The sequence below is a fragment of the Litoribacillus peritrichatus genome, assembly GCF_039537985.1.
GTDB classification, from domain to species: domain Bacteria; phylum Pseudomonadota; class Gammaproteobacteria; order Pseudomonadales; family Litoribrevibacteraceae; genus Litoribacillus; species Litoribacillus peritrichatus.
The window spans coordinates 813,646-829,716 of record NZ_BAABBN010000004.1 but is presented as its reverse complement, the minus strand read 5'-3'; the positions used below and the strand labels follow the sequence as shown (position 1 = coordinate 829,716).

The 16,071-nt window shown below is 44.2% G+C and carries 14 protein-coding genes; 4 read left to right on the top strand and 10 right to left on the bottom strand.

Annotation, left to right across the window (positions count from 1 at the left end):
• Positions 1 to 128: 128 nt before the first annotated feature.
• Positions 129 to 956: a delta-class carbonic anhydrase gene (locus ABD744_RS05005; protein ID WP_344796083.1), complete on the bottom strand. Its 828-nt coding sequence runs from the start codon at positions 954 to 956 to the stop codon at positions 129 to 131.
• Between the two features lie 265 nt (positions 957 to 1,221).
• Here ABD744_RS05005 and ABD744_RS05000 point away from each other — a divergent pair, with 265 nt between their 5' ends.
• Positions 1,222 to 1,395 (top strand): hypothetical protein, encoded by a 174-nt coding sequence (locus ABD744_RS05000; protein ID WP_344796082.1) that lies wholly within the window; start codon positions 1,222 to 1,224, stop codon positions 1,393 to 1,395.
• A 117-nt stretch (positions 1,396 to 1,512) separates the two neighbouring features.
• Here the strand turns inward: ABD744_RS05000 and ABD744_RS04995 are convergent, their stop codons facing one another.
• Together ABD744_RS04995 and ABD744_RS04990 are read right to left on the bottom strand one after the other, a co-directional pair.
• Entirely contained in the window at positions 1,513 to 3,099 is a 1,587-nt protein-coding gene (locus ABD744_RS04995; protein ID WP_344796080.1) for a BCCT family transporter, read from the bottom strand.
• 206 nt (positions 3,100 to 3,305) lie between these two features.
• A complete protein-coding gene (locus ABD744_RS04990) occupies positions 3,306 to 3,530 on the bottom strand; it encodes a hypothetical protein (RefSeq protein ID WP_344796078.1) in 225 nt (74 codons plus the stop codon).
• Positions 3,531 to 3,921: 391 nt separating this feature from the next.
• Between ABD744_RS04990 and ABD744_RS04985 the strand changes: the two genes are divergently transcribed.
• On the top strand, positions 3,922 to 4,878 hold the full coding sequence (locus ABD744_RS04985) for a heme-binding protein (RefSeq protein WP_344796076.1): 957 nt from the start codon (positions 3,922 to 3,924) through the stop codon (positions 4,876 to 4,878).
• 137 nt (positions 4,879 to 5,015) lie between these two features.
• On the top strand, positions 5,016 to 6,035 hold the full coding sequence (locus ABD744_RS04980; RefSeq protein WP_344796074.1) for a glycerophosphodiester phosphodiesterase family protein: 1,020 nt from the start codon (positions 5,016 to 5,018) through the stop codon (positions 6,033 to 6,035).
• Positions 6,036 to 6,074: 39 nt separating this feature from the next.
• Here the strand turns inward: ABD744_RS04980 and ABD744_RS04975 are convergent, their stop codons facing one another.
• From ABD744_RS04975 to ABD744_RS04945, 7 genes are all read right to left on the bottom strand, one after another.
• A complete protein-coding gene (locus ABD744_RS04975; RefSeq protein ID WP_344796072.1) occupies positions 6,075 to 8,711 on the bottom strand; it encodes a polysaccharide deacetylase family protein in 2,637 nt (878 codons plus the stop codon).
• 147 nt (positions 8,712 to 8,858) lie between these two features.
• A complete protein-coding gene (locus ABD744_RS04970; RefSeq protein WP_344796070.1) occupies positions 8,859 to 9,194 on the bottom strand; it encodes a hypothetical protein in 336 nt (111 codons plus the stop codon).
• Between the two features lie 92 nt (positions 9,195 to 9,286).
• A complete protein-coding gene (locus ABD744_RS04965; protein ID WP_344796068.1) occupies positions 9,287 to 10,087 on the bottom strand; it encodes a PA3715 family protein in 801 nt (266 codons plus the stop codon).
• Positions 10,084 to 10,896 (bottom strand): PA3715 family protein, encoded by an 813-nt coding sequence (locus ABD744_RS04960; RefSeq protein ID WP_344796065.1) that lies wholly within the window; start codon positions 10,894 to 10,896, stop codon positions 10,084 to 10,086. Before ABD744_RS04960 ends, ABD744_RS04965 begins: the two co-directional genes overlap by 4 nt.
• 313 nt (positions 10,897 to 11,209) lie before the next feature.
• Positions 11,210 to 11,683 carry a hypothetical protein gene (locus ABD744_RS04955; RefSeq protein WP_344796063.1) on the bottom strand — a complete coding sequence of 158 codons (474 nt, stop codon included), beginning with the start codon at positions 11,681 to 11,683 and terminating at the stop codon, positions 11,210 to 11,212.
• Positions 11,684 to 11,695: 12 nt separating this feature from the next.
• Complete coding sequence (locus ABD744_RS04950; protein WP_344796061.1) at positions 11,696 to 12,322, bottom strand: LysE family translocator; 627 nt, start codon at positions 12,320 to 12,322, stop codon at positions 11,696 to 11,698.
• A gap of 33 nt (positions 12,323 to 12,355) precedes the next feature.
• Positions 12,356 to 14,998, bottom strand: a complete 2,643-nt coding sequence (locus ABD744_RS04945) for a hypothetical protein (protein WP_344796058.1) — start codon at positions 14,996 to 14,998, stop codon at positions 12,356 to 12,358.
• A 424-nt stretch (positions 14,999 to 15,422) separates the two neighbouring features.
• Here ABD744_RS04945 and ABD744_RS04940 point away from each other — a divergent pair, with 424 nt between their 5' ends.
• Complete coding sequence (locus tag ABD744_RS04940) at positions 15,423 to 16,061, top strand: cytochrome c oxidase subunit 3 family protein (protein ID WP_344796056.1); 639 nt, start codon at positions 15,423 to 15,425, stop codon at positions 16,059 to 16,061.
• The last annotated feature ends 10 nt before the right edge of the window (positions 16,062 to 16,071 follow it).

The window sequence follows — 16,071 nt, the reverse complement described above, 5'->3', positions numbered from 1 at the left end:
AGTCATACTCTCCTTGTTAAGATGACCAGAGAATAGGACAACAAGAATAACAACTCAATAATAATTTATCGTTTTTCGATAAATTATTATTAAAATAACGACACACTTGATTAATAAGCGGACAACACTTACTCGATTTCAGAAAGCAGTTTAGGGTTGGTAACTAGCTTCCTCACACCATGTGCATGGTCTTCTTTAAAGACGTTGCTTTCACACCATTTGCCTAAACTATTAATGTCGACTTTGGCACATTGAGGTCGAACACTCCAAGTCACTTGCAACGGAGAACAATTCTGCTCAGTGTATTTCGGGCCGGTTGTAGAACCCAGAAACTCAACCGCCTGACCAGTTCCTTCAGGCAATGTTTTCGCCTGATGTAATCCGTTTACTTTGTTTCCATCGTACGTCAGGTCGGCAAAGTTCAGCGCTGCCGAGTCATTAACCACTGTAAATACTTGGGTTTCAACGCGTAAATCAGGATTAGCACATCCATCAGACAAACAAGAACCAAGCCCTTTACCTGGTTGTACGTCGCATGAAGAGTGAACCCAATGTACTTCAATTGTGTCACCTGGTTTTAAGCCATGACATATGTCACCCTCAGGAGCAACCAGCTCAGCCTGAGTAAGCGATTTACTGATACCACACTGATAGCCACCACCATGACCATGCTCACCTTCACCAGCATAGATAGAAAAGTCTTTCGCTTTATGCTCTGCATTATTGTGAAAGTGTATATTACATAGATTCATTTCCGTCGATTCAGGAGCAATCGAGAACTTACGCTTATTGTCCCCTGCTTTCTGATCAATATCTCTTGGCGTTTGAGGACCAAATCCTGAGCAGCCCTCCAATGTACCCGTGCTTAGTTGTGACTCTGCTGCCTGAACAGTCACCGACGAAACCAACCCAATGACCAGAAGTGAACTGATCATACTGTTTGCTAAAATGGACACGCTAGCTCTCCTTTAAATTTTCTGATTACCCTATGATTCCCGCTGCAACCAATAGCAGCAAGTTCCAGAGTATCCACAAGCAAATTATCTTTATGTGTCGTAATTAGAAATTTTAACAATCCGAACATAGCCCCCAGGGGCATAGGTCGTTCTGAAGCAAGCCATTTTAGTCATCAATGACAACTATAAGGTAAGACACATGTTGGATTACAATGCTAAACTAATTAACAGAACCCAGTGTCATCATTCGAAAAGGAGCTTAAAAATGAAGTCAGTCGGGCGTATTCTCATTAGCTTTGCCATGTTATTTGCAGCTTTTGCTTGTTATTTTCTTGGCGCACCATCAGGTGGGATTTTCTTTCTGTTCTTGGGCGCGATATTTGAAGGGTTATTTTGGTTCGGTATTTTGGGAAGAAAAAGAAAGAAGTCGTTCACGTAAAAGAAGCTCAGCATACTTAACTTTTTTGTACCTTAATTTTTAGTACCTTCTCCTTACTTCGTAACATTAAACCAAAAGCCTACTCAGTGAATAGGCTCTTGGTTTACCCTTAAACGTTTAACGCTTTGGGGTATTTTGTAGCTCACTTTGTAAGCCTTTAAACAAACTCACTGCCATCAGCAATAAAATAATCGTAAATGGTAACCCTGTAGTAATGGCCCCAGCCTGTAGGGCACTTAAAGCTTCTTTACCACCACCATAAAGTAAGGCGATGGCTATCGCGCCTTCAAGGCAGGCCCAAAAAATTCTTTGAGAAACCGGAGCATCCAACTTACCGCCAGCAGTGATGCTGTCGATCACTAAAGACCCGGAGTCCGAGGACGTTACGAAAAAAAGTAATACCAGTGTAATTGCGATAAACGAGGTTATTTGAGTCCACGGTAAGTTTTCCAACATTTGGAACATAGCCAAACTGACACTGCCCAGACCATTAGCCAATTCACCAACACCCGATTGAGCTTGCTCTAACGCACTTCCTCCGAATACTGACATCCACACCAGAGTAACAAGAACAGGCACAAGCAAGACGGCAGAAATAAACTCTCTTACCGTTCTGCCCTTTGAAATTCTGGCGATGAACAGCCCTACGAATGGCGACCAGGATACCCACCAAGCCCAATAGAAAACCGTCCAGCCATGAAAGAACTTGTCATCTTCACGACCAATCCAATTACTTAACGGGATCACATTCGCCACATACTCTATGGCTGTGGTGCCCATGTAGCTGATCAACGTCAAGGTTGGCCCAGCCAGGAACACAAATGTCAAAAGCAGCAGAGCCAGTGTCATGTTCAGATTACTTAGCACCTTCACGCCGCCATTAATGCCACGCACCACCGAAACAATAGCAACAGCAGTCACCCCAACAATAATGATGATTTGCGTATTGATAGTATCAGGAACACCAAATAAGAAACTCAAACCGCTGGTCGCTTGCTGAGCACCCAGCCCTAAAGACGTTGCCAAGCCAAAAATCGTCGCAAGCACAGCCAAAATATCAATCACATCTCCTGCTCGTCCCCAGACTCGCTCACCTAATAACGGGTAAAACGCAGAGCGAATGGTTAAAGGCATTCCCTTGTTAAACGCAAAAAAAGCCAAAGCCAAACCGACAATGCCATAAATAGCCCAAGGGTGAAGTCCCCAATGGAAGAGCGTAGCCGCCATTGCCATGTCGGCACCCGCTTGCGTTTTATTTTCCGCATTTAATGGGGTTCCCCACCAATCGGTATAATAAGCAACAGGTTCAGCGACACTCCAAAACATCAAACCGATACCCATGCCTGCTGCAAACAACATAGAAAACCAGGATAAGCGTGAATACTCAGGTTTGGCGTCAACGCCGCCTAAACGAATCTTTCCTACCGGAAGAACCAGCAGTAAAAAACAGAAAAGAACAAATAAGTTACTGGCACTCATGAATAGCCAGTCAAAGTTGTTAATCGACCAGCCCTTGGCCCCATCCAACAACGCTTTTGCCTCTGTGGGCATGATCAGGGTGCCAATGACAAAAATTAAAATTAGCGTCGCACTGACCAAAAACACCGGGTTATGTATATCTAACCCCATTACCTCAATATTGTTATCACCAATCTCATGTTCCGTCTCATAATCCTCTGTACTTTGATTACTACCCGTACTCATTTTTCCTCCCCAGTTGGCTGGTAAATCAGCCGTTTTTTTAGTCACACACTCTATAGCCTAGCTGATCAGCCATAAAATTTCTTAATAATTTCAATATATTATTAGAAAACAGGAGAGAAAAAGAGGCGAAAAACGTCAAGTAAAGACAGAAGAAACGACATAAAAATTCACGACTTAGAAGAAATAATATTTCTACTAATGGAGGTCTAATTATCCCTCAGTTCAGCCAACTCAGCTTCGAGAAGCTTTACTCTCCTGGACAATTTTTTGCTCTTAACAGAACTTGAAGTGAAGGCAACGGCCAACAAAATCAGAACCACGTACTCACCAATAAAACTAAAAAAATAGTAAGCAACCATCAAGGCAACAAACACGACAGCAAGCACAACAGACAGTCTTACTTTTAATAACTTTCTTAAGGTATTTACCATGGCATTCAACGTCCTGACTTATGCATTTTTTAAGCGGTAATAATAAAACGATTCCAATAAAAGGTTAATTCAACCCATAAAAGATCAATATTTAGCATGAGAACTACAGAGCGTAATCCATTTCCTACATAAAAATAAGCACACCAAAACAGCCCCGTATTGTAAACATTTTACTAATAAAGTGCTCAATTTAAGCTGTTGATTCTGAAAATAACTTAGTCACCTGCAAACCAATTATCCCTTCCTCACAACTGACCCTGAACACAGTTCAGTTAAAAAAGTTTACTTGAGCCTCACCAGTTTATCTCCTTTGATTATTTACAGCCGAGCAGTACAGGCAAACAAGTATAAAAGAACTACTCGTGATTATAATTCAAGGAGATCAACCGTCATGCCATACAGCTCAAATTTTCCGCCAAACTATCCATTCCAGCACCTTGTCGGACGCTGGACGAACCGCCCTCTCCCGAACGGAAGCAATAACGAAGGAGGACAAAGTAACCCGCTTTCTTACAATGTGATGCCTCTGCCACAAAACTCGCCTCAGCCAAATCAACCCAACTATGGCTACATTCTGAAAAACTTCACATATTACGAAACGGTACAGTTTAATGACCGTTCAGCAGTAGCAACCCCCGTTAACGCGCCCAACCGAGGCGGGAACTACACGCAAAATTCATTCGCTCTCTTCTATGACCAGCAAGTACATTTTGCAGAAGGTCCGGCTGTCGAACAGATTGTGCACGAGGAAAACGGCGCCTGGCTGTACTTAACCACAGCAGCTCAAACAATAGGCCCGTATTCCAAAAACGGCACAGAACCAGGGCCTGTACCGCCACAACCTGAAGACATAGAAATCGCCAAACAAATTGCGGTACCACACGGCAATTCCATATTGGCATTGGGGAGCGTAACCCACGGAACCGGAAGCCCGGTAATACCGGATACACCACCACCGTTTGCCCCGCCTGGCTTGGACAGCGCACCATTCGAAGAATTGCTCAACAGTGCCGACAATTATCAAAACCCTCAACCGGAGCTCACCCGTAACCCGAACAAAGCACTGCAGCAAGCCGTAGAATTAATCCGCCCGAATGCTTACATTCATTGGCGCGTAACTACGAAGCCTTTACCTTCCGGAAAAGGCATCGTCACTAATATTCCATTCGAGCAACGCCGTGCAAACGTCGACGATTACGAAGCAGACTACTGGTTACTGTCTACCGATGGCGGGGAAACCTTCCCGTTCTTATCTTACTCGCAAAGCATTTTTATGAGCTTAACGATTCACGATAAGCCAGGGTATCTCTTCCCTCACGTGACCTGTAATACAGTTACTAAACTGTAAAACGTTGCAAATGAAGCTCAATGGCTAGCAATGCCATTGAGCTTCCCTTCGCTGTAATCTCGTGTAATACCTTTCCTTACTGCCCTGCACTAGCCTGTAAATCAACGCTAATTATTTATCTACTTTTTGGTTTCAAAATGCCTAAGTTCGATACCAACAATAGGATTCAGATCTACGGTCATCGTGGCGCACGAGCACTGTCGCCAGAAAACACCATACCCGCCTACAAAACCATGATGGCCATTGGTGTGGATTTCATTGATATGGACATCAACCTGACCCAAGACGGAGAACTGGTCGTCACGCACGACATGAGGTTGAACCCAGCCATCACCCGACGAAAAGGCAGTAATGAGTTCATCACCGAAAAACCTTGGATTCTGGACTTAACACTGGCAAAGCTCAAAGAGTACGATGTTGGCCGAGTGGATCTCGCCAGTGATTATGGCCGAACCTTCCCTGACCAATACCCGGTTGATGGCACTGAAATCCCAACATTAAGAGAAGTCATCCAGTTCGCCAAAGCCGTCGCCGGTGATGATATTCAGTTTCAAATTGAGATGAAAACGGAACCTCAGCTGTACCCTGGCCACCCAGTGATTAAATCAGCCGCTCCAAAAGTAATGGCGGAAAAGTTAGTTTGCATACTTCAAGAAGAATGCATCGAAGACAGGGTTGAGATTCAGGCTTTTGATTACCGGTGCTTAAAAGAAGTAAGAAAACTGAACGAAAACATCGCGCTGCAATTCCTAACCGCAAACGACGCCTATGAAAATTGGCTTAACCCTAACCCCGAAATTGCCGGTCTCTGGACAGCCGGAGAACTACCCGCTGACCACAAAGATTCAATTCCACAAATGGTGAAAGATTTAGGCGGCAAAGTCCGGGGCGTTGAAGACACCGGCCTCACCAAAACAAGGCTGGATGACGCAAAAGCACTAGGTTTGAAAGTGGTGGTTTGGTCCCTCCCTAGCTATCCGGAAACCCAAATCAATGTGCCTTTAACTGAAAAACTCATTGATTGGGGAATTGACGGATTCATCACCGACCGGCCAGACATCATCAGAGGGTTACTTGCAGCGAGAGGGATGTACGACCTACCTTCGCCTTTGCCCGGTAAGTTAATTTCCAGCGAGCTTAAAACCCTCAGGGATTGAGAGCACTCAGAGTACCTCCCCTATTTTTTCGTTAACTCCTTAATGTTTCATCAACTTCTTAATTTTAGCTTCCAGTTCTTCTGCTTTTTTATAAGAAGGATACAAATGCAGATAACGCTCATAATACGGGATAGCCAACTCAGGTTTACCCAGCTTAACCATGATATCACCCAAGTTCAGGTAAACCGGCGTGCGTCTTGGGGCCAATTCAACCGTGCGGTAATACCAAATCAACGCCTCTTCGTTTCGATTAAGTTTGTCTAGAACAAAACCGTAGTTATTGACGATATTTTCATTAAACGGATTTAACTTCACCGCTTCCGCCCATTTCTTTTCAGCATCTTCTAACTTGCCCGCACGGAAGAGCTTGAGTGCCTCGGCATCCACTTTATAGGCAGCGCGCGCACGAGCCGTATCTTTCATCTGTTTATCAAGGTCTGTTGTGGCAACCACTTTTTCAGACGCTTGAGATTTATCCAAATCCAATTGACGCCCAACATTCGCCTCCATGTTGTTTTCTTTCGCTGCCAAGGCGGCCACTTGCTGAACTTTCGCTTGCTGTTGAAGTTGCTGACGACGTTGCTGAGCTTGCTGGTTTAGCTCAAACACAAAGTCGCCACCAGCATTACCAATCAAATTACCAAACGCCGGCGTTTGAGGCGCGTAACTGGCCACAACGGGCGATACATAAGTACCTATTTCCGAGGCGGTGATGTAGCCATTATCATCCGTATCCGCTTTTCCATCCAAGGCTTGCAGAAATGCCCAGGTAAATACGGAATGACCGTTCGGGCCGCCATCCGCCACTTCCTGATCGGCACCACCCGCCGTAATGATTTGACGAGCATGACGACTGGTCACATGTTCTAAGTAGTTATATTGCTGGCTGGCTTTACCAGATCGAGTTAACGCCAAACCGGAGTAACAACTGTCCATCACAAAATAGACATGCTTTGCAGGAATCAACGCCGAATAATCATTCAACTGGCTCATGCTGATACTGTTCGTTGGGTACTTTTCCAATTCGGCATCACTTGGGATGAGATAGCCTAGATTCTTGCCATTAGGCAGACCGCGCGTTGCCCCATGCCCAGCGTAAAAGATAAACACACGATCGTTCTTTTTGACTTTCTTGGGGTCTGCCAAGGTGTAGCCAAGCACTTCGGCAATGTTGTGACGATTGGCCTGTTCATCATAAATTTCAATGATGTTTTCTTTTTTAAATCCAAAGTTCTGATGAAGCTTATCAGCAATGCTTTTGGCATCCGCCACCGCATAGTCGAGCTTAGGCCAATGCTTGTACTTATTCACCCCAATCACCACGGCCCAACTGTTATCGTAGAGCTTAGGCTTTTTAGCGGTCGGCAACTTAGGCACTCCTGACTCACCTAAAGTAAAAGGAGTACCATCAAGGGTCGTCACCTTGTAACCGCGCTTAGCTAAGCCCTCAAGAATCAAAGGCAAGGCATTAACGGTTTGCTTATGAATGTCATGGAAAAGCAGAATCCCTTTCTTTTTCTTTTCCAGTGCTTCGAAAGTACGCTCAGCAATTGACTCTGGAATAGGGTCAGCCCAGTCCATCGAATCAATATTCCACATAATGGAGGACAACCCTTCTTCTGAAATGACGGCTTCCAACGCTTTGTTTTTTGATCCATAAGGCGGTCGGAATAATATATTTTCAAAGCCCGTGCTGGTCTTGATGAGTTGATTGGTTTGTTCCAACTCCTGCTTTTGAATTGACTCATCCAGCTTAGTTAATTCTTTATGATTAAAGCTGTGATTGGCTAATATGTGTCCTTCATCGGTAATACGCTGAATGACTTTGGCGTTTCGTTTACTAATGACTGGCGTCTCGCCCACTTTCCCCAGATTTTTTCCGACGGCAAAGAAATACCCTTTTACACCGTATGTTTTGAGAGTATCGAGAATTTTTCCGGTTCGTAAACGATGAGGACCATCGTCAAAGGTTAAGGCCACGGTTTTCTCTGGCATACCATTGCCCCAAACCACCTTCGGCATCTTAGCAGCTAACTGATCTTTCTTATTTTTCGCGAGGTTTTTACCACGCGTTTTCTCTTTATATAGCTCAGGTTTTTCTTCAATCTGCTGAATCAACTGTTGGCTATTATAACGCTGATGCAAAAGCTGTAAATACGCCTGCCAATCCTCACGAGCGCCACGGCTTTTTCCCAGCTTAGAAAGCGTTCTTTTGTATTCTTCACGGAAGTAATCGGAAAAGCGCTGAATATCCGCATTAACTTGACGTAACCCCACCAACCCCTGACTGGGAATATTCCGCTCTTGCTCCAACAGCAACAGCTCTTCCCCTAAATCAGCAAAGGCCAAACGATCAGCATCATGCAGTTGTGCTTCGCGATAGAACTCCAGAAAGGTTTGAGTCACTGGCAGCAAATGGCGATTGTCTGTCGTTTCTGCCTGCTCCTCCGCCAAATGAATTAGTACCTCCATCTGCTGATGTTTGAGACTGTAGAAATTTCGGGCGGTATGAACGTGCAGATCTAAGGGATCAAGCTCTTCACTGTCAGAGAGCAACACGATCATTTTTTGATGGTGAGAAACCAACTTACTCAAAGCCTCTCGTCCGCTATCGGCAAAGGCAGGAGTGAACGATACGAAAAAAATAATTACTGCAAATAGTTGTTTGATATTCATATCAATCCATGTTTTCTCAAATACACACAAAAATGGTTCATCATAACGCTCAATGATTTTAGATAATAAAATAACTCGGTAGCGAACATCGCTTGCGCAGTATAAACCAGGGCAACGATACTTGAGAGGACTTTAAGGCTTTGATCATCACTCACCTTCTCGCAATTTATTCACCAGCTGAATCCCTTTAACCAGCCGAATCAAAGGCCAGATCGCACCAACCAAAGCCAGTACCCCCGCTGCAGCAAAGTGCATTAACATATAGCCGAAATCCTCAGCGCCACCGGTAAACAAGTTGCCTCGGTCATACTCTTGCCCGAGTTTAAACACTACCAGTGCGCATAAATTGAAGCCCGCATAAAGGCCGATGGATTTGAGCACTTCTTGATAGCTGTGCTTGATGGCTTGTGAACGTTCATTCACAGTCGCATATAGACACCAGATAGCTACAGGAATGATGAACCAGGCAGCATGAAGGGACACCCAACCACCAATATATACAATAATAGGTGCCAGGTGACTCGCCTTCAGCAGGCGATGCTGAGTATCAAATGTCTTGTTCAGACTAAGAATACCTAGAGATTCTCTGGATCAGACCAGCGGTAACTTGGCAGCTCGGATCGGTCGATACTGTATTTTTCTCCATTGTATTTGAAGATGTAAGTGTGGCTTCGGGATTTCTCAACCCCCTTTCTGCTTTCTTTTCTGTGGTCTGACTTACTCTCAAAAACACCCTTGGACTTCAGTTTGATGTCCGCAAACCCGTAATGCGTGGTTGGCAATATCTGCAGATGCGACTTGGCAATTTCTTTTTCCCACTCAACACTATTGTCACACATAGACCCTTCATGAACTCGTGAGTATTCCGTTGGCAAGTTTTCAACCAACCGAGTCAGAATGTGGTTTTGATAGACAAATAAATTCAAGAACTGTCCACGAGACTCACGTTCGCAGCCAAGGTCAGCGCCTGTATGTAGCCGAACACCGAATGCTCTGACCTGATCATTCAAGGCATAATTGGCCGTATCCAACCAGATACTGTCCGGACGAATTTTTGCCTGTTTCCCTTCATGGATGAATTCACGATGGACCGCCTGTACCTTATGGCGCTTACTGTCGAGAATCACCGTATTCCACTGATATGTGCGTTCACCCTGTTTTGCACCATCCGTCCAGACAAAGTAAGACGCCAGTGTCAGCTCCGGACGATTAGGCAGTGCTTTACATACTGGCCAAGAAAGCGGACCAAACAGGTGCTTGCTCTCTTCTAACGATTCCAATTGCTCGGGTGAACAGGTCTGAGCAGCCATCACTGCAGAAGCAGAAAACAGAGTGCCTACTGCCATTAACTTCAAGGTGCTATATAAAGATCTCATAACTGCCACCATTCCTTAGCCGGAAGCTCTTCCCATTTCACCGGATACCTATGACCATCAAATTTCAATGTCGTTTTATAGATCTTGGTTTCTATTCCTGACGATTCTTCTTCCAACATTTCCGCCTCACTTAGCTCTTCCATGCTAGACTGATCGTACACATCAGTTACAGTTTCGGTACTCAGTATCAAATCCCGATATCCATTAGTCTTGGTATCCGCCAAACTTAATTGCCCTTGACCGTGTAATGTTTTCTTATCGCCATAACGATCACAAGCAGTTCCCTCTACCACGTATCTTTGCTGCAATGGCAGATGTTTTAGCACAGGTTTCAATGCCTTACCTTCACGCACAAATAAGGTAACAAACTGATCCCGAACAATGTCGCTACAATAATTATCACCCGCAATATCCGCTAGAATAGCAAAGGCATTGGTTGTTTCGTTTAACGGGTAATTGGTGCTGTCAATAATGAACGCTTCTGGGTCATAATCTCCCTCGCGCACCCTAATATTTGGCCCTTCCCAAATATGCAAATTGCCCGAAGCAACCACTGCCGGGGTTTCTGTTTTGACCAACAACACCCGTAACATTAAATGACGCTCACCGTCTTTTCCGTCAACCCATGTGTGATACAACATCACCTCTAACGAGTCATCTGCCGGATAAGAATCACACGTCCAAAAAAGGCTGTTACGGAACTGGTTAGAATCTTTCTCCCAAGCCCGAAAGGCATTATCCGAACAGGATGAATTTGCAAAGACACTGCCGCTAAACAGCAATGCCGACATCAATAAAAACTTTTTCATAAAACTCTCTTATTCCTTATGCAACTCAAGGACACACGATCCATTTAACGTAAAAAACACAGATACGAGCACTCAGATACGTAGCTCTGCAAGGGCACTGTCGAAGAAAAAATAGGAAGGGAAATTTAGCAGCACGAAACATTGCGCGTTGGGTAGGCATACAACATCATCCTTGATAAACCTTAAGGTACGGAATTGTATGAAACTGATGAACAATGTAAATACGACAAAGATGATCCGAGGCAGATTTAATGTTTTATAATGTTAACCGGTTGGTTAATTTAAATTAAGAAGGTGACTCCTAACCACCCTCTTAACGCTCAATCAAAAGCATCCAGCTGGCAGCCACCATCAAAAACAATATCGAATACATTTGGAAAATGGCAATAGATCGTCTCGGGTGCATTTTAATGTGTTTAAACCGTTGTAACGTCGAATAAACAATTACCGCCCCCACTGTGGTATACACAGCCATAAACGTCATTAATGAAGTCGCAACTACGCCATCTAGTGGTATTTTTTCCGCAAAAAATATTTTCGCTTCCACCAATAAAAGAAGAAATGGAAGTATAAAAAATAGGACTATAACGCGACCGAGAGGAAACCGCCCCATAGAAGCGATAAAGCTCTTTTTAGAACGCTCAGGCTTGGAAGCTGGCGCCTCACTTTGCTGGAAATCGCCTCTACTGATTAAAACCTCTATTGCCTCTTCTTTTAAGCGTGATGACAACACACCTGAATTAATCCACTCATTCAGCTGTTCAGACGTATGATTACTTAAAGTCATGATTACTACACCCTAACGTTGCTTCATAAAAGCCACGGCTAAGCCGGAAGAAACAAAGGTCACCCCTGCTCCAACATTTAAGCCAGACACCAACTTAGGTCGGTTTCTCAACCAATCTGATAATTGAAAAGAAAACACGCCCATCAAGCTGAAACCGATGGCCGTTAACAACGCAAACCAAACCCCATAGCCAATCATCTGGCCTGTCACGGAACCTAAACTCGGATCAACAAATTGAGGAACAAACGCAAGCACGAACATCCCTGGTTTTGGATTCAGTGCAGCCGAAAGAAAACCTGTTGAGAAGATGGTTTTCAGCGGCTGTTTTTTCGCAGGTTCCAATGAGAACAAGTTCTTCGAGCGAAGGACTTTAACACCCAACCAGATGAGATACGCAGCGCCAATAATCTTCACCACGTAAAAGGCTATTTCAGACGTTTGAATTAATAGCGTCAGCCCAAAGGTGGCAGCTATTACGTGAAACAGAATACCAGCACCTGACGAAAGGCCTAAAACGGTCGCAGCCAATCGACCTTGGCTTAGCCCTCGCCCTACCGCAAGTAGGTTGTCCGGCCCTGGAGAGATAACCAACAATAGACAAGCAAGTGTGTAAGTGACGAATACTTCGAGTGGGAACATAAAACCTCCTTGCTGTGTTCATGGTTTCCCAAATTAAACAAAACTCAGGAATTTCTCACGGTTTTCCTCATTTAACATCTCAACGGCACTGGTAATCGCAGCTGCTAACTTCTTCTCCCGCGCGGCCATCATGCCCGTATCATCGGGATCAACGTCATCCTTGCTACGATAAATGTTCAGCACGTTTTCGTACAAGCGCTTCAGACCATGTTCTTCTTCAAAATCATCCAGATCATCCTCGTACTCGTTGACTTCATGCACAACAGCAATGCGGATCAAAAAGGCATACTTTTCATCAATTTTCAAGTCTGACAGAAGATCGCAAAAGGCTTCAACTTCTTCAGCTGTCGACTGACGGCAGAACTTGCCGCCGTCCGAAAACTCAAGGAAACTGGCCATTAAGGTAGTTGATGGAAACAATTCCAGAACCAGCTCATATAAGCTCAGAAGTTGTTTCTTCTGTGGGGCTTTTGCCACCTTAGCCACATACAGCATAGACGCCAGAACCATGCCGATATCATCAGAAATAAACAGAGGCGTGCGATCATCTTCCTCATCCTGATCTTCATCTCGAACAAGTAATTCATGAACTATCGCCAGCGCCTGCTCTTTTGTAATGGCATCACTGTCATCAGGTTCTGTACTCGTCTTCTTCATAAAGCGAGCAAATAAGCCACCAGAGCTCTTCGCCTGAGCATCAACATACGCCTTGATTTGATCGATCAGCACAGGGGCTTTTGCCCGCTCTTCCTCTTCAAACGCATCAGAGAACGCATTCAAGCCTTTAAACTCAAAATAAACGCGTTTAAATATATGCTCGAAATAGAACGCCCACAGAGGCTCCAAATCCTGATCAGGAAAGAAACTATCCGCCTCTTTAGACAAGATATACGCCACCGACAACAGCTGAGCGCCCCAGGCATACTCGGTCTGATTCAACGCAGGTAATACGCCAAGGAGGTCGTCCGGCGTGAAATGATGAGCAAGTTTGATGATGTCCTGCAACATGTCCGCGAAATCGGCTTTCTCGCGCTGATAAAGCTCATGAATTTCGTTCAGCCGAACCAAACCAAAGTGATCCACCATAGGTTCGTTGATCAGATGAAACACCCGTCGTCTGATGTCATCCTTAGTCAACGCCTTAACAGTAAAACGCTCAACGGCTTCTTTTTTACTGCACAGTTCATAGTCTTTGCTGATGATTTTAATCTCATCGCCTGTCAGCTCTTTTTTACCAAACAGGCGCACCAGCACATCCAAGGTTCTTAAACACTTCTCGTCTTGTGCCTTTTCACCATCGTCTTCAATATAAAAACTGTCCGGATTTTGATAGGTCACCAAGAAGCGTTCAATGATGTCTTCCAGAGTAATATCTTGGTCCAGATCTGGTGAAAGCTGCATACTGCCTGAGCCAAAGTACTCGAAACGCTTGTAGATATAATGCTTATTCTCAAAGGCAAGTTTTCGGAAATTGATGGGTTCTAACTGATCAAGAATTTCCGGGTACTTATTTTCTTCGATATAAGCAAAAATTTGCTCACCGTTCTCGAAACATTCCAAGAAGAAACTCTTGTTGGTTTCATACTCGTTATGCTCATCATACTCCTGATAAAAAGGGTCGTCCTGAATATCCGCCAGCGTTGTTGTCTCGTCGTAAACCGGTTGCGAGTAGTAACAAAGATCTTTCAGTGGCACACCTTTAACCACATCAAACAGCTCATTTTTCAATGCCTCGCGTGTGTCGAGGATGGTACGGCCATGAAACATCAGGTCATCAAAATCTTCCTCCGCAGCATCACTTGAAATCGATTCGTGACGGTAGTCTTCATCGTCGTAATACAGATCACGGATAGCGTCGAAATCATCTTCCAGTATTTCAAGCGGATCATACTCCATAACGGCCTTCGGTCGACGCTTGAACGACTGAATCAAAGCCTTTTTGTAATAAAGATACTTGTTTTCATCCTTTAAAAAACATTGCAACAAGTTAGGAACAAACCGTTCCCTCTCTTCAAAAACATAACGGGTCAAAATACAACCCAGAATATTTTTAAAACGACAATTAGCCAGTGCATCTAGGTACAGATCACTGTAGCCGTGTTGTTGGAACAGGTATGCCATGTAATCAGCGCCGTGATACATGATCTGATTGTAATCGCTGTCTTCCGGATAATACTCGCCAATCAAATAGGCATATTCAGGGTATTTCTCCGTCACCAAAATCAACAGGTAAATACCGAACAACATTTCGCTTGAAAAGAAGAGTTCGTTAGAAGAGTTTACCCGCATGCTGAACTCAACCAGTTCCTCACAGAAGGTCACAATTAAAAGCTTCAATTCTTCATGTTCTAATGCGTGCTGAAACACCACCATGTGAGAAAAGCGCAGATACACTGCATCATTACTTACGCGCTCTAACAGCTCATCAGACAGAGGCTCTACCGCATCGGATTTCAATTCATGATCAGGGCTGATCATAAAAATCGCCTTAAACTGATCCTGATTTAGCAGATGGCAAGCTTCAAAAGCTTCTTTATTGTGGGTAATAAAACCACCGACGTTGTCGATAAGCTCGCCAGTTTGGTAGGCATCCCGCAGTTGGGATGAGAAGGTTAAGATTGCGTCCTTGAGTGATTCTTTATCGTGTAAATTAACTTGAATTAACGGCTGATCCATTGCTGTCTCACTGGTACATTTTAAAACAAATAGAGTTTAGGCCACATTTTAAAACACCATTTCCTGCCCAGAAAGACAATAAATATATCTTGATCACTCCATTGATTAACAAACTTTATCCGCAATAAAAACTGAAACAATATGCACTGCAAATATTGCAAGTCAGAAACGATGGAAACACTGCTCGTCCAGTTCGATATATCGCCTGACCCACGAAATAACGCGCCCAAATAAAGCCACTGCATATAGTCTTCTGCTCTGAATATAGTGTTTGCATTGACCTAACTCATTATCTCTTTATTTATTTCCGAGTATTTTAGTCAACTTTAAGAGAGACTTCTGATGGCACGGATTCTGCCAATTAATAGCAAACAACGAACAATTGTTGCTCAGTACCGCTTAAGGATGTAGGTGTAAAAAAACTATGAACACACAAACCACTTCGCTCGCTTCCATACCTTTGGATGATGTGCCCGCAGAAGACAATCAATCCCAACCAACCTTCGACCCCAAACGAATTCCGGGTAATCCTGCCATCTGGGTTGGTATATTCTCAGAACTCTCGGAGTTCGCTATTTTCTTCGTAATCTATTTTATCGCCAGAGCACATTACCCGGAGGAATTTCTCAATGGCCCATTAGAACTTCATACCACCGCAGGCACAGTGAACACCTTAGTTCTGATCAGCAGCAGCTACTTTGCGGTAAAAGGGATTTTTGCATTACGGAACAATAATCCCCTCGCAGCCATGCGTTGGCTGTGGATGACCGTCGGTTGCGGATTAATTTACTTAGCCGTGAAATATTGGGAGTACCAATGGAACATGGATCGCGGCATTGAAACCAACACCAACAATTTTTTTGCCATCTATTACTACACCACCTTCAACCACATGTTGCATGTTGGCTGGGGCAGCGGTGGCATCATCTGGTCAATTTTTCAAATCAAGTCGGGCGCATTTGATGCCAATAACCATACAGGGTTAATCGCTGCCGCCTGTTATTGGCACATGATCGACCTAGCCTGGATTCTGATTTTCCCACTGCTCTATGTACTGCGCTGATAAGGAGAAG